Here is a 17,504-nt window from a genome sequence, read left to right as displayed (position 1 = left end):
GGAAGAACCCATCCCCCAATCCATGGTAGACTCAAAGGGAGGTCAGGCGAGCCTATCGCGTTTCCTATGGTTTGCAGGAAGGAATCCATCCGATGGTCCGGTTTCGTGTATTTTCGTTCATTCTTTTATTCTGCTTCATTTTGTCCGGCCAATCGGGCGCTGAGCCACAGCCCCCGCCACCTTCCACAGTTTCTGCGACCGCTTCCAGGATCTGGATCTTCCCCCTGACCGGAGCTGTGGGGCCACCCATGGCAAACGATCTTCACCGTTGGTTTGAAAAAGCCAAAAAAACGCCACCGGAGCTCATTATCCTCCAGATCGACACCCCTGGAGGCCTCTCCCGGGCCATGCGATCGATCGTACAGGATATTTTGGCCTCACCTGTCCCTGTCGTCGGATATGTCGCCCCCGGAGGTGCCCGGGCCGCCAGTGCCGGGACCTACATCCTCTATGCCTGCCCCTTGGCGGCGATGGCAGAAGGAACCAATGTCGGTTCGGCGACTCCCATTCTGATCGGAGGTTCCCTTCCCCTTTTGCCCGGCAATCCTCCAAAAAATCCGGCTCAAAAGAATGCTCCCCCCCAAAAGGGATCCAACTCCGGTGATACCGAGGAAAGAAAAATCGAAAACGATGCGGCTGCCTCGATCCGAAGCCTGGCGGAAATGAATGGAAGGAATGCCATCTGGGCGGAAAAGGCCGTCCGTCAGGCCTCCAACCTTTCCGCCCGGGAGGCGCTTTCGGAGCATGTCATCAATATGATGGCAGACGATATTCCCCATCTTCTGGCCAACCTTGATGGCAAAACAGTGAAGGTTCATGGGAGAACAGTGACCCTTCACCTCCTTCCCTTCCGGATACAGAATTTTCACCCGGATTTCAAGGATCAGCTCCTCATGGTCTTGTCCCGGCCGGATCTTGCCTATGTTCTCTTTCTTCTGGGAATCCTGGGGCTGGCATTCGAGTTTTCCCATCCGGGATTCATCCTCCCGGGATTTCTGGGAGTGGTCTCCTTGCTGCTTGCAGCGTTTGCCTTCATGGTGTTGCCTGTCAGCTGGGTCGGTCTCCTGCTGATCCTTCTGGGCATTTTCCTCATGGTTTCGGAGGTGATGATCGGAGCTTTTGGGATCCTGGGAATCGCCGGCATTGTGTCCTTTTTTCTGGGATCCCTTTTCTTGTATCGCCCCACTCTTCCCCGGTCGGAGAATCACCCGACCCTTCCGCTCATTCTTTTTCTTTCGGCCATTGTCGCCGTTTTTTTTCTGGGAGTTCTCCGTATTGCCGTAAAATCCCGATTCCGACCGGAGATTTCAGGAAAAAAGGCACTGATAGGAGAAAAATGCATATCGATTGAAGATTTTCAGGGAAAAGGCCGCGTCAAGGTCAACAGTGAGATCTGGTGGGCCACCTCTCCCGTTTCGGTCAAGGAGGGAGATGTGCTTCTCATCGTGGATGTTTCGGGGCTGACACTTCGTGTCAAGCCGATTCTGGAGGAAAAAACATGTCCAATCTGATTCCGACCATTGTTCTTTTGGGTTTTGCCCTGACCATCCTTTCACGATCGGTCAGGGTGCTGAGGGAATATGAACGAGGGGTTGTCTTTGTTCTGGGACGCTTCTGGAAGGTCAAGGGTCCTGGACTTGTCCTTCTGTTGCCGGTCGTGCAGCAGATGGTCAAGGTCGGACTTCGGACCGTCGTCATGGATATTCCAAGCCAGGATGTCATCTCAAAGGATAATGTCTCCGTCAAGGTCAGCGCTGTCGTCTACTTTCGGGTGATGGACCCCAAACTGGCCATCATTGCCGTTGAGAACTATGAAAATGCGATCAACCAGCTTTCCCAGACCACACTTCGTTCGGTTCTGGGGCAGCATGACCTCGATGAGATGCTGGCATCAAGAAACCAGCTGAATGCCGATATCCAGACGATTTTAGACGAACATACCGATGCGTGGGGAATCAAGGTCTCAAATGTCGAGATCAAGCGGGTTGACCTTGACGAGAGCATGATCCGGGCCATTGCCCGCCAGGCGGAAGCCGAAAGGGAAAGACGGGCCAAAGTGATTTATGCAGACGGAGAGCTTCAGGCCTCCGGAAAATTTCTGGATGCAGCCGAAATCCTGTCAAAGGTCCCCGAGGCCATGCAACTCCGATATCTTCAGACGTTAAGCCAGATTGCGAGCGACAGGACCTCGACCATTGTCTTTCCCTTTCCGCTGGAGATGTTCAGGGAATTCATGAAAAAGACGGAACCGGACGGGCAGAGCAAACTTCCTCCCGACCCTTGAAGATCCCTCAACCGTGGGGTGGCCAAAAAGGTTGCAGGGCGGAGAAAAGACCGGAGACGAGCGAATCGGGTGTTTTCGACTGTCGGGTCGAACCCGGACGAATCCCTTTCCCTCTTCTCGGTCCCGGGAGACTCGCCACTGATCCCGTTAAAGAATAGAAAAAAAATCAATGGCCCAAGAAATGTTCTGGCAAAAAGACTTTTGCGGAAACATCCTTCTGAAAAGAGTCTCCATACTCCTTCCGGACCGGACATACCGGACAATTCATTGGCTCTAAAACCGAGCCCGTCCACTTGTCTCTCACAGAAAAATTCCCGAACCTTGACAACTCCCCTCGGGGTGGTACTGTCTAAACAGGTCCACTTCCAAAGAGAAGGAGGCATGTCATGAGAGACTACATCTGGCTTTTATTGGCGTTTGCCATTATGACCGTCACTTTTATCATCATGAAACTGGAAGCCAATAGCCCGAGAAGGCATCTCCACAAATAAGGTCCTTAACCCGTAAGAGAGCCGGTGATAGGACGAACCGCCCGCAGGCCGGCTCCTCTGAAGCGTGTTTTTGGGGTTTCAGGCGGCACCCCATCTGTTTTGGGTTCTTAGCTGGGAGTTGCGTGTTTTTTCAGCCGCAAGTTTTTTCTTGAAGGTTATGGAAGCTTCTCTCCGTTCTCCCTGAGGGGGAAATCCGGCCGGGTCGTTTGCCTTCGCTCTTGACCGGTCTCTTTTGACGCCATCTTTGATCCCGGGTTATCCTGAGCATCTTTATAATATTGCAAACCGAATCTTTGAGGGGGGTCGTGTGCGTCCAAAAATCGCAATCGTGACAGGAGCTTCATCCGGCATTGGCGAAGCAACGGCGAGAGCTCTTTCCCAAGCTGGCTACCACGTCATTCTGGGGGCCAGGAGAGTGGATCGGCTCCAGAAACTGGCACTGGAGATTTCCGGTGAGGGATATGTCCTTGATGTTTCCGATTCCGATTCCGTCCAGAATTTTCTGGATCGGTTGCCCGAAAGGATCGATCTTCTGGTCAACAACGCCGGCGGGGCTCTCGGGCTCGATCCGGTCGTCTCTGCCGATGAAGAAAAATGGGTAGAGATGTTCCAGTCCAATGTCATGGGAACGCTCAGGATGACAAAAGGAGTCTTTCCACTTCTGGAGCGCTCTGGTGACGGGAGCCATGTCATCAATATCGGCTCTATCGCCGCATGGGAGACCTATCTTGGGGGAGCCGGGTATACGGCGGCAAAACACGCTCTCCGGGCGATCACCGAGACCATGCGGCTCGAATGGCTTGGCCTTCCTGTTCGCGTCACGGAAATCGACCCGGGTCTTGTCGATACGGAATTTTCGATCGTGAGATTTTCAGGAGATGAAACGAGAGCCAGAAAGGTCTACGAGGGAATGACCCCCCTTTCAGCCCGGGATATCGCCGAAGCCGTTGTCTGGGCGGCGCTCAGGCCACCCCATGTCAACATCGACCAGATCCTGATCCGGCCAAGGGATCAGGCCCGTGCCGACAAGGTTTCAAGGGCGTCTTCCTGATTTTTGGGAGTGGATCAAAACATTCAGGTCTCGAGGTTAAAAAGCCCTTTTCTCTGTGACCTGACGGGCGAGATTGTCGAGTTTTTCATGCAGGAGATCCGAGATCCCCAGAAGTCTCTGGAACTCAACCTTTGCAAGGGTGGTATTGCCTTCGGAAAGTCGCTTGAAAATGCGCCTCGAAGAAGCATGGATCCTGTCATGAATGGGTTCAATCTCGAAAAATCCGCCCAAATGCGAATAGCGACTTTTCCCGGAATGGTAATACCATTTTCCAAAACGACACTCCCCGGTCTCCATCTCCGGTTCTGGATCGATCTTCGATGAACCCTCGACCATCTGACGCACTTCCTCTACCCATCTTCTATGATCGATCTGGGCGTAAAGAAGCGTAAGATCCTCGCGGGTCCAGATGGTGCGTGTCGCTTTTTGCCAAAGAGGATCGGGGGACCAGCCCCGGACCCATGATGCGACCTTGTCGGCCGGCATAGGCCGGCTGATGGCATAGCCCTGCATCTGGTGGCATCCGATCTGGGCCAGGATGGTTCCTGTCTGGAGCGATTCCACTCCTTCTGCTGTCACCTCGCGCTGGAAGGTATTCGAAAGAGAGGTGATCGCCTCCACAAGAGCCAGATCATTGATATTTTCATGGATATTGCGAACGAAACTCTGGTCGATCTTGATGGTTTTTGCCGGCAATTTCTGAAGATATGTCAGGGAGGAGTGGCCGGTTCCAAAATCGTCAAGCGTGAAACGTATTCCCAACCGGAGGGCCTCCTCCATGACGGGAACCACTTTGTCCAGATTCTCGAGAGCGGCTGACTCGACGATCTCAAGATCGATCATATCGGGGGGAACTTCAGGAAAATGTTGGAGGCAGGCGATGAGATCCTCGATAAAATGGCCATTCTCCAGATGGCGCGGAGAAATATTGATTCCGACTCTGAAGTCCAGCCCCTGAGACCTCCAGAGACGCGCCTGCACCAAGGCGGAGTGCATGACAAACTTGCCGACGGGTGTGGCAAGATCGGAGTTTTCCACCAACGGCATGAAAGAGCCGGGAAAAAGCAGCCCCTCTTCCGGGTGTTGCCAGCGGATCAGCGCCTCCATCCCGATGACCATCCCCCGGGAAATATCGACCTGAGGCTGATAATGAAGAAGGAATTCCCCGTTGGCGATTCCTTCCATGATCCGGTCAATCTGGGGAGACTGGGCTATCTCCTTGTCGATTTTTGTAAAATTCGCGACGTACCAGAAAATTTCACCTTTATGATTGCGAACGGCACTGATGGAAATTCTTTGAAGGTAGAGTTCCCCGTTTTTTTTCCGGTTGCAGATCTCCCCGTTCCAGAATCCGTTCTGCTGGACCGAATCCCACATCGCCTCGTAGAACAGGGTGTCATGCTTGCCGCTTGAAAGGATCCTCGGTGTTTTTCCGATGACCTCTTCAGGCAGATATCCTGTCGTTTCGCAAAAGGAGGGGTTGACCCGAACAATGCAGGCATTCGCATCGGTGACCATGATACTTTCCGATGTCTTTTCGATGATGGTTTCTGCAAGAAGGATGTCCATGATAAAATCTAATTCTTCATCACGTTAAAGTCAATCGTTTCATTTTCTTATCATGACTATGAACAACCTATCATTGGTTTGCCGAACATTCTGATTTTTGTCGGGAAGAGTTACAAGACTCATCATCGACTCTGGGTCCTTTCTGGATTTTTTCGAAAACAGATGAGATCGAGTCGATTGTAGTGGCCGGCCATCAGGTAGTCCGGCCTGTAGCCGCAGTCCAGAAAAAATCGGACATTGTCCCCGAGCCTGAGCATCGTGCAGACCGAGATCTTGTGGCAAGTTTTCGGGGCAGAGGCTTCGATGACTCCGACCAGGGCCCTGCCGATTCCCCTCTTCTGATGATCGGGGGAAACCGAAAGCTTCCGGATGATCCAGACCCCCTCGAGCTCCCTTGCCCTGACCGACCCGAGAACCTCCCCATCCGCTGATCGGGCAAGCATGACGGTCATTTGATCAAGATCGGCCAGGAGTTCCCCGGGCGTTTCATTTGTCCAGAGAGAAACATCAAAGATCTTTCCATGAGCCAAAAAGGCCTTTGCCTGGAGATTAAGGATAGCAGGAACATCCCGGTCCGTGGCAATGGTCAACGAAAACTCTTCCCTCATGAAAACGCGCCCAGACGGTTCAGAAGAATCTCGGGAGAAACGGCATAAGGGGAAAGATCCCGCACGTAACGGATCGTCTTCAGAATATCGTTCGGCTGGATCATCTCCTTCAGCGGAACGGGCGCCCCCGAAACCATGGGAGTTGCGACATACCCCGGACAAATGGCAAAGGCTTTTACCCCGTGGGGAGCCCCTTCGGCCAGTAGGGACCCGGTCAATCCCCGAAGTGCAAACTTGGTCATGGAGTACAGGGAGGATCCTTCCCACGCCTCTGTTCCGGCAACGGAGGAGATGTTGACAATCAGTCCGCTGCCCCTTTTTTTCATCTCCGGAAGAAATGCCCGGGAGAGAAGAAACGGAGCGCGAAGATTCACTGACATCAATGTTTCGTAGTCCTTGTCCGTGATGTTCTCAATCGGCGCGAAGACGAGACCACCGGCATTGTTGACGAGGATATCGATATGGGGGAGTGCCGACTGTCCCTTCCGGATCAGGCTCAGGATCCCTTCTTCCGTCGAGAGATCCGCCACATGAGAAATGGCCTTCAGATCGTTTTTCCTGGCTTTTTCCAGTACGTCTTCCAGAAGCGCCGCTCTCCGTCCCGTTACAAGGACCGTATAGCCTTCCTCGAGAAGGCCCATGGCGACCTCCCGTCCGATCCCGGAGGTCGATCCCGTTACAATCGCTGTTCTTTCATGCATTTTGGCCTCCCTGAAACCATACCATTATCAGAAGTTATCGTTCAATTCGACGGGCTCCCCAGATTTCATTCGCATACTGGAGAATCGTCCTGTCACTTGAAAATTTTCCCATATTGGCGACATTCAGAATCGAAGACCGGGCCCATCGGTCCTGATCCCGATAAGCCAGATCAACAGCGCGCTGAGCATTTCTGTAGGATGCGTAATCCGCTAGGAGAAAAAAGGGATCGGCCGACAGCAAAGAGTCCACGATCGGCTTGTAAAGGGTCGGCTGGTCTGGAGAAAAGTAACCGGATCCGATCAGGTCGATGGCCTGCTTCAGATCCTTTTGTGTTTCGTAATGCTCCCATGGACGATATCCGGTTTTTTTCAGATGGAGAATCTCCCCTGCTTTCATCCCGAAGATAAAAATATTCTCCTCGCCAACTTCGGAGGCGATTTCAATATTGGCCCCGTCAAGAGTTCCGATCGTCAGGGCGCCGTTTAGGGAAAGCTTCATGTTTCCGGTTCCGGAGGCTTCGGTTCCGGCCGTTGAGATCTGCTCCGAAAGATCTGCGGCAGGAATGATCATTTCGGCATTGGAGACGCTGTAATTGGGGATAAAGACCACCTTCAGCCGGGAACCGACCCTGTGGTCGTGGTTCACGATCTCTCCAACGTCATTGATCAGACGGATGATCAATTTGGCCATCTGGTAGCCGGGAGCCGCCTTCCCCGAGAAAATGACCGTTCTGGGCTGATGGTCCCCACCGGGGGAAGAAATGATCTCCTGATATCGGGTCACGACATGAAGAACGTTCAGGAGTTGCCGCTTGTACTCGTGCATTCGCTTGATCTGGACGTCGAACAGGGAATCGGCCGGAACCTCCAGATGAAGTGTATTTTTGATGAAAGAGGCAAGACACTCCTTGTTGTGTTGCTTGACCTCCCGGAATGAAGTCCTGAAATCCCCGTCTTCCGCCAGGGGGATCAATTTTTTTAAAAGAGCCAGATCCTTTGTCCACCCGGGACCGATCTTCCCGGATATCAGGGAAGAAAGACCGGGGTTGGCCTGTTTGAGCCATCTTCTTGGCGTGATTCCGTTGGTGATATTGATGATTTTCCCCGGGGAAAACCGCTCGAGATCCGAAAAGATGGTCTCCTTCATGAGATCCGTGTGGATTTTTGCCACACCGTTGACCCGGTGGCTCCCCACAAAAGCCAGATGGGCCATCCGAACCTTTTTGGGAGGTCCATCATCGATGATCGAAATTCTCCTGAGAAGCTCGTTGTCGCCGGGGTAGCTTGCCCGGACTTCTTTCAGAAAACGATGGTTGATCTCATAGATGATTTGCATGTGCCTTGGAAGAACCGTTTCCAGAAGCTCCACCGGCCATGTTTCAAGGGCTTCCGGCATCAGGGTATGGTTGGTGTAGGCAAATGTTCTTGTCGTAATGGAAAAGGCCCTGTCCCAGTCGAGGTGTTTCAGGTCGACAAGGATGCGCATCAGTTCGACGATGGCGATGGAGGGATGGGTATCGTTCAGCTGTATGGCCACCTTTTCCGGAAGATGATCGAAATTGTCATGGTATTTTCCGAATCGGTAGAGAATGTCCTGGAGGGATGCCGCGACAAAAAAGTATTGCTGTTTCAGGCGCAGCTCACGGCCCATGAGAGTGGAGTCGTCCGGATAGAGAACTTTTGAGATATTCTCCGACTGATTTTTATCTTCGACAGCCTTGATATAGTTCCCCTCATTGAAGTAGGAGAGCTCAAAATCGTGGGAAGCCTTGGCCGACCAGAGCCGCATGTTGTTCACGGCATCGGTCATGTATCCGGGAACGGGAGTATCGTAGGCCATGGCCATGACATCGTTCGTGTCCATCCAGTGATAGCGGAGAACACCCTTTTCATCGGCATACTCCACGACCCGGCCATAAAACTTGACCGGATAAATGACCTCCGGCCGCGGAAACTCCCAGGGATTTCCGTAGCGTAGCCAGTTGTCCGGACTCTCCACTTGCTGTCCGTTCTGGATGCGCTGAAAAAACATTCCATATTCATAGCGGATTCCGTACCCGAATCCGGGAATTCCGAGAGTTGCCATGGAATCCAGAAAACAGGCGGCAAGCCGTCCAAGCCCTCCATTTCCAAGTCCCGCGTCGGGTTCCGCCTCAAAAACATCGTCCGGAGAAATCGAAAGAGCCTTTAGCGCCTGTTTGGCCATATCGAGAAGGCCGAGATTGTCGAGACTGTTCGAAAGGGCCCGGCCCATGAGAAACTCGAGGGAAAAATAATAGACGCGCTTCACGTCCTGATCATAGTAGCTCCTCATGGTGCTCATGAGCTCTCCTACGACCTTGTCCCGAGCCACATGGGAGAGACTCACAAACCAGTCATGGGCTTTTGCATTGATTTTGTCTTTCCCTGCAGAGTAAGTCAGATGATCCGAGACAAGCTGTTTCAGAGAATCGATCATCTCCTCTGGGATAGGGGTACCCAATGCTTTTTCACTCATGTCATTCTCCTGGTTTAAAAGGATAAGAAAACGATCGGACGCTTTTTCGAGTGTTGCGGTTTGGATTTGAATCGATTGGGGGAAGAGTCGTCCGAGCCATTTGGGCGACTCTTCCCGAAGGAAACGAAAGAACTAGAAGAAACCCGGGAAACCCATCCCCGGCATCATGCCAGGATACATGCCTCCGCCAAATCCTCCGAAACCTCCATCCATTGGACCCATCATTTCATCATAGGGCATGGGAGGTGGTGGCGGAGCCGCGGCATGAATATGATGTGCCCGGATGACGGGGATAACCTTTTCGGTTCCATCAAGCAGCTTTCTCTTGACCGGACTGGTGACCGTTCCCATGACCTCCACATCCCTTCCCGCCTTGTAGCGGTCTTCAGGAAGAGGCTCGTCGGTCAGGATCTCGAAGGTGCCCATCGACGGCTTGTCATGATCCGGGTGCAGTTCCTTTCCAAGAGGGTACTCCCGGACATCGACCTGCCCCAGAAGTCCTTCCCGCTTGACGCTGATGATCACACCACCAAGAATGACATGCTGCCCTTCGAGCGCATGGGGATGACGTTCCACCTCCCTGAAAAGAATCGAGCGGTCCGCCCACTTGACTTCATTGCCACTAAATGGCGGGGGATCGAAATAAGAGCAGCCTCCCGAAAAAGACAAAACAGAAAACGCCGTGAAGGCCCATAAAAACGAGGCGTTTTTTCTTTTGCTTCTGGGGGAGGAAGAAGGGACATCGTGGATCATTGTCGTACCTCCGGAAGTTCGGTTGTGTTGGGTGATCGATAAAATGAAGAACGGGGCAACAGGAAAATAAATGAACCCCGAAAATCATACCATCTCTGGCCGGAAAAAAAAACGATTGCCCCTGATTCGGAGCCCGAAAACAACCATCATTTCCGGTCTGAAGACGAAAAAGGAGACGAAACGGTTCGTCCCGTGGTTTAATAAAGCCATCCAAACATGAAATCACTCACCGGGAAAATTCTTTTAACCATTTAACACCCCCCCAGGAGGCTTCATGAAACTTCTCGCAGTCCATCCAAGCTCCCTGATGTATACCAAAATCTATCTGCGGCTTGAGCCGTTGGGGCTCGAGCTTCTTGCCCAAGCCGCCAGGAAGGCGGGCCATGAGGTCTATCTGATCGATTTACAGGTCGAGACGCACCAGGACCTCTACAGGGTCATCGACCAGTGGAAACCGGATGCGGTGGCTTTTTCCCTGAATTATCTGGCCAATGTTCCAGAAGTTGTCGACCTTTCCAAAATGGCCAAGTCCAGGCGTCCCGAATCTTTTGTCTTTGTTGGAGGCCACAGCGCTTCCTTCGTCGCCAAGGACCTCCTCAGACACGCGGAGGGGGCGATCGACTGCGTCTTGAAGGGAGAGGGCGAAGCGGCGGTTGTTCCCCTTCTCCTCGCGGCGGAAAATGACCGGAGCGCGGTCATCAAGGTTCCCGGAGTCATTACCGAAGATGGCGATGGCCCTCCTCCCCTCTTTGTCGAAAGCCTCGATGACCTGAGGCCGGCGAGAGATCTTTTGAGACACCGGAAAAAGTACTTCATCGGCGCGCTTGATCCCTGCGCTTCCATCGAATTTGCGAGGGGCTGTCCATGGGACTGTTCATTCTGCAGCGCCTGGACTTTTTATGGACGAAGCTATCGGACAGTCAGCGCCGACCGGGCGGTCGAAGATCTGTCTTCCATCGCCGAGCCTGGCATCTTCATCGTGGACGACGTGGCCTTTATCCAGGATAAAACAGGCTTTGAGATCGGAGAAGCGATTCTGAAAAAAGGGATCCGGAAAGAATACTATCTCGAAACGAGAGGGGATGTCCTTCTCCGGAACAAGGAGGTGTTCCGCTTCTGGAAAGAACTTGGAATGCGTTACATGTTCATGGGGATTGAGGCGATCGATGAAGAGGGGTTGAAGATGCATCGGAAAAGGACATCCCTCGGCAAAAACTTCGAAGCCCTTGAGTTTGCCCGATCTCTTGGCATTACCGTCGCCATCAATCTGATCGCCGACCCGAACTGGGACCGGAAGCGATTCGAAGTCGTCAGGCAATGGTGTCTTGAAATCCCGGAAATCGTGAATATCAGCGTCAACACCCCTTATCCGGGGACAGAGAGCTGGCTGACCGAATCGCGAAAAATCCAGAGCAGGGATTACCGGCTTTTTGACATTCAGCATGCCGTATTGCCGACAAAGCTTCCCCTTGCCGATTTCTATGCCGAACTGGTCAAAACACAGCAGGTGCTCAACATGAAACACCTTGGATGGCAAGCCCTCAAGGGAACAGCCTCCATCGTGGCAAGACACCTCCTTCACGGTCAAACCAATTTTTTAAGGATGCTCTGGAAGTTCAACAGCGTCTACAATCCAAAACTTCAAATGGCCGATCACGCCCAGCCGGTCAAGTATGAAATGTCGCTCCCTCCTGCCCTGGAGAAAGGCGTCATGACAAACGTTCTCTTTATCCACGAGCCTCTCGGGAGAAAAGGGCGGGAACTCAATGACACGACTGAAGAGTTTGTCAATGAAACCAGCATGGGGAAACATCTGTAACAGATCGATCCGAATGACATGCTCATACCCTGACTTTTAAGATCACCAGTATAAGAACCCGGACTCAAACGGATAAAAGAGTGCAACTGCGCTCTTTTATCCGCGAATCCTCATGCGTTCATATGCCTGAAGATGACCATTTGTGATCTCCAGAAAGGGCATGACAAGACCCCCAAGACGACCTCTTTTGAGCATGTCCCCTATGATGTGCTCCCCTTCCGTTGGTTTCCCCTGTTCAATATCCCTGAGCATGGAAGAGGTTGCCCTGGAGTTTTTCTTCAATAGCTGGTCCCGGTAGAGCGAGAGTTTCCCCTCCGGCATTCCATGGCCATTCACTGCGGCCGTCTTTTCGCATTCCCCCAAAATCCCCAGAATCAATCGTTCCCCACCATCCGTTTCGAGAATCGTTCCGGTGTCTGCCCGCATCAGGCAAGTGGCTCCCGCCAGGGTGGAGATGAAAACAAACTTCTCCCACATCTCCTGTTCGATGTTTTCAGAAACTCTCGATTCCAGCCTGGCGCATTTGAAAAGATCTCCCAATTCCAAAATCGGTTCGGCTTGCTCCAGAACCCGAGCTCCAATAGTAAAAGAATGTGATCTGTTCAGATGAACGATCTCCCCTTCAGGAGACATCGTAACCGCAATCTGGGCAACCCCTCCGCCGACGCGTTGTTTGCCGAAAACAGAATCAAGACGTTCCAGATGAGAAAACCCGTTCAAAAAGGGTATGACAAGACTCTCATCCCCCATCGCCGGGGCGATGGCTTCGATCGCTGAATCCAGGTCGTAGGATTTCGAGGAGAGGAGAACGATATCAAAGGGGTCTTTGCATTCTCCCGCTGTTAAAAGTTTCACCTGGACATGAAGATCTCCAAAAGGACTGTTCACCTTGAGACCACGGTCCATCAGAAGCGTTTTTCGACCGCTTCGGACCAGAAAGGTCACATCCCCCCCGGCTTCATGAAGTCTCGCCCCCAGATAACCGCCGATTCCACCGGCTCCCAATATCAATATCCGCATCACTCATCCTCGATTGTTTGTCCTGGTTCCGGTCCAACATCGGACCATTTCCGAAAAATGCTTGCGACCAACCATCCTGGCTTCATTACAGGAAACATTGTTTTACCAGAAACAAGAGGCCGTGTTAACCTGAAAAAAGAGGATTACAACCTGACATAACGACCGGCCTCTCTCCTCCCATGGCAACCAAAGGAATCAGAATGGCCGAAAAGGAAGTGATTTCAAGCTCCGCATCCATTTTAAAAAAACAGCATATTGGCATCGTATTTGTCATCATCTCGGCAATCTGTTTTGCCATGAAAGGCATTTTGGCAAAACTGGCCTACAGGGAAGGCGTCGGACCGGATACCCTTCTCACACTCAGGATGATTTCGGCTCTCCCGGTCTATCTCTTTGGCATATTCTGGTTTGCGCGAAAAACACCCGGAGAAAAACCGGCACTCTGGAGCCGGGATTTCCTCTGGATCCTCCTTCTCGGGCTTCTCGGGTTTGATATCTCAAGCGTCCTGGACTTTGACGGGCTTGCCCTGATCAGTGCGGGGGAAGAACGTCTTGTATTGTTCCTTTATCCGACCTTTGTCATCTTTCTGGCCTGGATCTTTACCAGAAGGAAGATTGGATCCCGGGAGATTTATGCCAGTGGACTGGCTTATGGGGGAATTGTGATCGTCACCCATCAAACGTCAGGACCCTCCCATGGAAGCATGACAGGAATCCTTCTCGTCCTGGGAAGCGGACTTTTCTATGCCATCTATCTGCTTGGAGTCGAGGATCTTGTCAAAAGGGTCAACCCCCTCTGGCTGACCTCTGTGGTCATGATCACCGCAACTCTGGCCATCATGATCCAGTCGATGGCCATCGGATCCCTCCATGTCGACAAGATTAACGGAAAAGTCCTGGAACTCGGGATCCTGATGGGAATCTTTTCGACAGCTGTTCCAACTTTTTTGATGTCGCAGGGAATTGCCTATATCGGGGCGAGCCGGGCAGCCATCCTGTCTTTTCTCGGACCGGTGGCGACTCTTTTTCTGGCGATGATGTTTTTGGGGGAAAAGGTATCTGTCCAGGAAGCGTTGGGTTCGGTCATGGTCTTCGCCGGCGTCATCCTGATTTCTCTGAAGAAACGTTCTGCATCTCAAGAAAAAATGGATTTTCCGGATGGACCTGAAAAGGGATTGGCGGAAGAAGCCATTCAAAAAACCATGGGATGAAGCGAAGGAACCAGGTGAACCCTTATGGATTCAATATTTTTTGAACAGAGAGAGACATCCGGATTTGTGTGTCAAAAAGAACTTGTCCTCCCTTCATCGCATATTGCAGTGCCTCCAGGAGATCTTCGGCCGACTCCATATATTCATGGATCAAGCGGTTTCTCAACATGCGAAGTTCAATCCAGCCCTGGACGGATTCTATCCATCCGAATTTTTCAGCTCTTTGGAGGTTGTCGAGCTGGGTCCCGGTACTCTCAAGATTGACTCTTAAAAGAACTGGCAAGAGTTTATCGCCCAAGGTATCTTGCAATCTGGAAAATCTGGAGATAAATGCCTCCAGCATTTCAGCATGCTCATCGTTGTTCTCAAGGGAGGAGACCCAGGAAAGATCTGGAACAATTCCTTCAAGCCTCGACAATGTTCGAAAAAGGTGCCGAGACTCTTTGTCCGTCAATCTTTGGAGTTGGCTCAAAACAAACAAATCATTTTTGCCGGGATTCACAAAATCATTCCCTCCGATATCGCATGGGCATAAATGAGCGGGGGAACAGCCGTTTCGTGTTTGATCAGAACATCGACCCTGCATCCGCCAAGCTTGATTGAAAGAGCGGCCGCAAGACGGCATTCGGCATGAATGCGATTTGGTACGGCAACGGGAGGCTCTATCAACAGGTCGATATCCCCTCCGCGCTTGGTATCATCGGCACGGCTTCCAAAAAGATGGATGACAGCCTTATCCCCAAGCTCCCGGAAGACTTCATTTTTTATGATCATGCGTGTTTTTTCATCTAGGCGCATGTTCTTTTCCCCTGATAACGGCCTGTCGTGAACGGTTCATCACCGGGACACTCTCGCCTTTCCGGGACTCAGTAAAACTCGATGATCTCATGAACTCTCCCGCCCCTACTAAGCGCTTTGCGGCTACCGGAGGAGTTTCCGGTCTCACGAGCTGAAGTTCCTGTTTCTCCGGAACTTGGGAGAAAGACGTTGTCTTTCTCGTCTGACCTGACCTGACCTGTCCGTCCGCAGCCATTTGTCCTCTTATCATATGGAAATGATAACAGAAAAATAAGTCTCCCCCCTCTTGCCATGCTGCCAAGAAGGGAATGCGTTCACGATCTGTTCATCCGCGAATCGTACAATCGACGATCTTCTTATGTGCAGAAGATTTGCAGTCACCCAAGGGAAAAATCATCCAAAAGAGAAATGATCAGGGAGAATCTGACTCAAAACCAAGGAGAGGATTCGCTCCCCGATCACGGACCCGAAAGTGTTTGAAGCGGATCCGGAATACTTTGTCCGGGCCATTGATCCCTGATCAGGAGGGTCTCTTTTTCCGACAGGTATCCTGTCAGCATCCTGTCTCCCAGATGAAGGACAAGCGGGCCATTCTTCTGACTCACCAAAATGGCCCCGGCCTGATAGGAGGTTCTTCTTTCCAGAGAGTCCATGATTTTCTGGCAGTTATTGCGGGCCACAATGGGGTTTTCTGCCGACTGGTGTGCCTCCAGCAGGCGGATACCCATCGACATGGCCAGTATCCCCTCCCCATGTCCGGTCATCGAGATGGCGCCCAACTCATCATCGGCATAATAGCCGGCACCAGGAACGGAGCTGTCACCGATTCTCCCGGGCAACATGTCCCCCATGCCCCCGGTCGATGTCGTTGCCGCAACATGTCCATCGATATCCCGGACAACCGCTCCGACCGTTCCCCCTCCGGGATTACCCATTTTTTGATCCCAGATGGCCATGGCTTTTTCCGAGGGAAGAGAAAGTTTGCCGGGAGTGGAGATATGATGTCTGACGCCCCAGCTCTCGGCCATCACTCCCGAGAGAAGGACATGGCGGGTACGCCCGTATAGCCTGACAAGGAGATCCATGGGGCTCGGCGTGGCGACCAGAGACATGAGTCCCAGGGATTTGAGGTCCTTCCCGTTCATCGTTCCCACGTCCCGCCTGACCACTCCGTCATCTTGAGAGATGGCACCAAGCCCTGCGTTGAAAAGACCGGATTTTTCAAGCTCGGAAACCACCATCCAGGAAATGGAAAGGGCGCTCTCTCCTTCCAGAAGAAAACCCTTAGCCGCCAAAAGGGTTCGGGCAAGGAACTCTCGGGAGGTTGGCGTTTCCTGGGTTCCCAGGCCACAGTGAAGCAAAATCAGGGGAGTCATTCCGGAGAGGACTGCTTCTGGTGGTGGGTTTTCTCGGCAATCATCCCCTTTAACGCCCTGATCTCTCCATGAAGCTTCTGAAGATGCTTGGAAAGGGATTCCAGCCATTTTCGGGTGACATCATCCAGACTGTCGAAAGACGGCACGGCCTGTCCGGAAACAATATCCTCAACCGATTCCCCCAGCTCAACAGCCTCTTCCTTCAATTGCTGCAGTTTCTCGATAGAGCGATTGACCATGGGGTCGTTGAGGACTTCTCCTCTGGCCTTGAGATCCAGAAGGAGGATTTCCACCTTGTCAGACCACCCCGTCAGGGTGGAAATGGCCTTTTCGATCTGTTCACCCCGCTGGATATCCGTTTTTGTCTGGATTCCCGGATGGGGAAGGAGGGAAATCTCACTCATGAGCGACTCTTCCACAAAAGAGATGCGGGCCAGGATATCCGCTGATTCATCGGTGGCGATGGTCGTCTCCTCAGCTGTTTTATCGGACGGGACACCTCCTTCCTCTCCGGTGGAAAAAACTCTGGAACGTCCGCTCTCTCCTTTTTTCCCCCCGTCCTCCGTTTTCGGAGAAGGCTTCTTTTTGGATGGCTGAATCTGGGATCTGGCGATCTTTCTCCCGATCAGGGAACTGTCAACCAACACAAGAGCCATCATAAAAAGTCCAAAAAGCGAAAGGGAAACAGCTGCGAGGATTTTCTGGTTCATCTGGGAAAAAGGCATGATTCCCCAAAGAGAGAGTGTTTTTTCAGGAGAAAGAATCCCTCCGATGGGGGTTACGACGACCACATGTCCAAGGATGTTTTCATCATATCCATGGCATGTCGCACAGGCAGGCTTGTTGGGGATGGGAGTGACCCGGAGAGCAAATCCCCCATCAGGAAGGATCGGTGTAAGCTCCCCGTCCCGATTGGCGATAAAGCTGTGGACCAGGCGGTCCCCGGCCATCCTCTTCGATGAGTCCGAAAGAGATTCCGGCAAATCGGAAGGAGGCCAGGGAAAACGGAAGGGTCCATGTGGGGATTTGTACCACTCGGGGGGAACCGCGACAAGATTCTTTATCCTGTCCAAAACCCTGGTATCCGAGTAGGTCGGATTCCCGTGGCCATCGAGAAGGACTATCCTGGACCCTGACCCCTCAGCCATTGCGGCCAGAGAGTCCGGAACAATCTCCGGATCCCTGGCCTTCATCTGGGATGTGATCATGTCAACAGATGCGTTCGAAAGCTCCCTGGCCTTGCTCATCTGCCTGTTTTCCGTCAAAAGCATGGAAAACAGGAGAACCAAAAAAATCGAAGCGGCAAAAAAAAGACACATGAGTACG

Annotated in this window: 17 protein-coding genes; 5 read left to right on the top strand and 12 right to left on the bottom strand. The window is 52.2% G+C overall.

The features are described from left to right. Positions 1-64: 64 nt before the first annotated feature. Entirely contained in the window at positions 65-250 is a 186-nt protein-coding gene (locus tag LFE_RS14355) for a hypothetical protein (protein ID WP_014449342.1), read from the bottom strand. Here LFE_RS14355 and LFE_RS05980 point away from each other — a divergent pair. The 3 genes from LFE_RS05980 to LFE_RS05965 all read left to right on the top strand — a co-directional run bounded on the left by LFE_RS05980 (position 249) and on the right by LFE_RS05965 (position 3,826). After that, a complete protein-coding gene (locus LFE_RS05980; RefSeq protein ID WP_014449341.1) occupies positions 249-1,511 on the top strand; it encodes an NfeD family protein in 1,263 nt (420 codons plus the stop codon). The two genes, LFE_RS14355 and LFE_RS05980, sit on opposite strands and share 2 nt — an antisense overlap. Next, positions 1,499-2,284, top strand: a complete 786-nt coding sequence (locus LFE_RS05975) for a slipin family protein (RefSeq protein ID WP_014449340.1) — start codon at positions 1,499-1,501, stop codon at positions 2,282-2,284. The genes LFE_RS05980 and LFE_RS05975 overlap by 13 nt, the downstream gene beginning before the upstream one ends. 798 nt (positions 2,285-3,082) lie before the next feature. Next, positions 3,083-3,826, top strand: coding sequence for an SDR family NAD(P)-dependent oxidoreductase (locus LFE_RS05965; RefSeq protein ID WP_014449339.1), 744 nt, complete (start codon positions 3,083-3,085; stop codon positions 3,824-3,826). A gap of 36 nt (positions 3,827-3,862) precedes the next feature. On the opposite strand, the gene LFE_RS05960 is transcribed toward LFE_RS05965, so the two are convergent. The 5 genes from LFE_RS05960 to LFE_RS05940 all read right to left on the bottom strand — a co-directional run bounded on the left by LFE_RS05960 (position 3,863) and on the right by LFE_RS05940 (position 9,954). Further along, on the bottom strand, positions 3,863-5,395 hold the full coding sequence (locus LFE_RS05960) for an EAL domain-containing protein (RefSeq protein ID WP_014449338.1): 1,533 nt from the start codon (positions 5,393-5,395) through the stop codon (positions 3,863-3,865). A 122-nt stretch (positions 5,396-5,517) separates the two neighbouring features. After that, positions 5,518-5,985 carry a GNAT family N-acetyltransferase gene (locus LFE_RS05955; protein WP_014449337.1) on the bottom strand — a complete coding sequence of 156 codons (468 nt, stop codon included), beginning with the start codon at positions 5,983-5,985 and terminating at the stop codon, positions 5,518-5,520. Between the two features lie 14 nt (positions 5,986-5,999). Further along, complete coding sequence (locus LFE_RS05950; RefSeq protein WP_014449336.1) at positions 6,000-6,704, bottom strand: SDR family NAD(P)-dependent oxidoreductase; 705 nt, start codon at positions 6,702-6,704, stop codon at positions 6,000-6,002. A 34-nt stretch (positions 6,705-6,738) separates the two neighbouring features. Further along, on the bottom strand, positions 6,739-9,201 hold the full coding sequence (locus tag LFE_RS05945; protein WP_014449335.1) for a glycogen/starch/alpha-glucan phosphorylase: 2,463 nt from the start codon (positions 9,199-9,201) through the stop codon (positions 6,739-6,741). Between the two features lie 132 nt (positions 9,202-9,333). Beyond that, positions 9,334-9,954 carry a Slp family lipoprotein gene (locus LFE_RS05940; RefSeq protein WP_014449334.1) on the bottom strand — a complete coding sequence of 207 codons (621 nt, stop codon included), beginning with the start codon at positions 9,952-9,954 and terminating at the stop codon, positions 9,334-9,336. A gap of 274 nt (positions 9,955-10,228) precedes the next feature. Between LFE_RS05940 and hpnR the strand changes: the two genes are divergently transcribed. Continuing rightward, positions 10,229-11,773, top strand: coding sequence for a hopanoid C-3 methylase HpnR (gene hpnR, locus LFE_RS05935; protein ID WP_014449333.1), 1,545 nt, complete (start codon positions 10,229-10,231; stop codon positions 11,771-11,773). Between the two features lie 96 nt (positions 11,774-11,869). On the opposite strand, the gene LFE_RS05930 is transcribed toward hpnR, so the two are convergent. Continuing rightward, positions 11,870-12,793, bottom strand: a complete 924-nt coding sequence (locus LFE_RS05930; RefSeq protein WP_014449332.1) for a ketopantoate reductase family protein — start codon at positions 12,791-12,793, stop codon at positions 11,870-11,872. A 200-nt stretch (positions 12,794-12,993) separates the two neighbouring features. On the opposite strand from LFE_RS05930, the gene LFE_RS05925 reads away from it, so the two are divergent. After that, on the top strand, positions 12,994-14,004 hold the full coding sequence (locus LFE_RS05925) for a DMT family transporter (protein WP_014449331.1): 1,011 nt from the start codon (positions 12,994-12,996) through the stop codon (positions 14,002-14,004). A 22-nt stretch (positions 14,005-14,026) separates the two neighbouring features. Here LFE_RS05925 and LFE_RS05920 read toward each other — a convergent pair whose 3' ends face one another. From LFE_RS05920 to LFE_RS13905, 5 genes are all read right to left on the bottom strand, one after another. Further along, complete coding sequence (locus LFE_RS05920; protein ID WP_014449330.1) at positions 14,027-14,506, bottom strand: hypothetical protein; 480 nt, start codon at positions 14,504-14,506, stop codon at positions 14,027-14,029. Continuing rightward, positions 14,503-14,802 (bottom strand): nucleotidyltransferase family protein, encoded by a 300-nt coding sequence (locus LFE_RS05915; protein ID WP_014449329.1) that lies wholly within the window; start codon positions 14,800-14,802, stop codon positions 14,503-14,505. The genes LFE_RS05920 and LFE_RS05915 overlap by 4 nt, the downstream gene beginning before the upstream one ends. Then, positions 14,789-15,037, bottom strand: a complete 249-nt coding sequence (locus tag LFE_RS05910; RefSeq protein ID WP_014449328.1) for a hypothetical protein — start codon at positions 15,035-15,037, stop codon at positions 14,789-14,791. Before LFE_RS05910 ends, LFE_RS05915 begins: the two co-directional genes overlap by 14 nt. Before the next feature lie 223 nt (positions 15,038-15,260). Continuing rightward, positions 15,261-16,178, bottom strand: coding sequence for an isoaspartyl peptidase/L-asparaginase family protein (locus LFE_RS13055; RefSeq protein ID WP_014449327.1), 918 nt, complete (start codon positions 16,176-16,178; stop codon positions 15,261-15,263). Beyond that, positions 16,175-17,497: a hypothetical protein gene (locus LFE_RS13905; protein WP_148272565.1), complete on the bottom strand. Its 1,323-nt coding sequence runs from the start codon at positions 17,495-17,497 to the stop codon at positions 16,175-16,177. Before LFE_RS13905 ends, LFE_RS13055 begins: the two co-directional genes overlap by 4 nt. Between the last annotated feature and the right edge of the window lie 7 nt (positions 17,498-17,504).

Source organism: Leptospirillum ferrooxidans C2-3 (genome assembly GCF_000284315.1).
Lineage (GTDB): Bacteria > Nitrospirota > Leptospirillia > Leptospirillales > Leptospirillaceae > Leptospirillum > Leptospirillum ferrooxidans.
Note: the sequence above shows the minus strand (reverse complement) of the source record. Positions and strands in the feature narration are given on the sequence as shown.

Bases quoted from the DNA above. Each gene is read 5' to 3' on its own strand.
- LFE_RS13905 (WP_148272565.1), bottom strand. From the start codon at position 17,497: ATGTGTCTTTTTTTTGCCGCTTCGATTTTTTTGGTTCTCCTGTTTTCC.
- LFE_RS05980 (WP_014449341.1), top strand. From the start codon at position 249: ATGGCAAACGATCTTCACCGTTGGTTTGAAAAAGCCAAAAAAACGCCA.
- LFE_RS05975 (WP_014449340.1), top strand. From the start codon at position 1,499: ATGTCCAATCTGATTCCGACCATTGTTCTTTTGGGTTTTGCCCTGACC.
- LFE_RS13055 (WP_014449327.1), bottom strand. From the start codon at position 16,178: ATGACTCCCCTGATTTTGCTTCACTGTGGCCTGGGAACCCAGGAAACG.
- LFE_RS05945 (WP_014449335.1), bottom strand. From the start codon at position 9,201: ATGAGTGAAAAAGCATTGGGTACCCCTATCCCAGAGGAGATGATCGAT.
- LFE_RS05915 (WP_014449329.1), bottom strand. From the start codon at position 14,802: ATGCGCCTAGATGAAAAAACACGCATGATCATAAAAAATGAAGTCTTC.
- LFE_RS14355 (WP_014449342.1), bottom strand. From the start codon at position 250: ATGGGTGGCCCCACAGCTCCGGTCAGGGGGAAGATCCAGATCCTGGAA.
- LFE_RS05930 (WP_014449332.1), bottom strand. From the start codon at position 12,793: ATGCGGATATTGATATTGGGAGCCGGTGGAATCGGCGGTTATCTGGGG.
- LFE_RS05925 (WP_014449331.1), top strand. From the start codon at position 12,994: ATGGCCGAAAAGGAAGTGATTTCAAGCTCCGCATCCATTTTAAAAAAA.
- LFE_RS05940 (WP_014449334.1), bottom strand. From the start codon at position 9,954: ATGATCCACGATGTCCCTTCTTCCTCCCCCAGAAGCAAAAGAAAAAAC.
- LFE_RS05960 (WP_014449338.1), bottom strand. From the start codon at position 5,395: ATGGACATCCTTCTTGCAGAAACCATCATCGAAAAGACATCGGAAAGT.
- hpnR (WP_014449333.1), top strand. From the start codon at position 10,229: ATGAAACTTCTCGCAGTCCATCCAAGCTCCCTGATGTATACCAAAATC.
- LFE_RS05950 (WP_014449336.1), bottom strand. From the start codon at position 6,704: ATGCATGAAAGAACAGCGATTGTAACGGGATCGACCTCCGGGATCGGA.
- LFE_RS05910 (WP_014449328.1), bottom strand. From the start codon at position 15,037: ATGGCTGCGGACGGACAGGTCAGGTCAGGTCAGACGAGAAAGACAACG.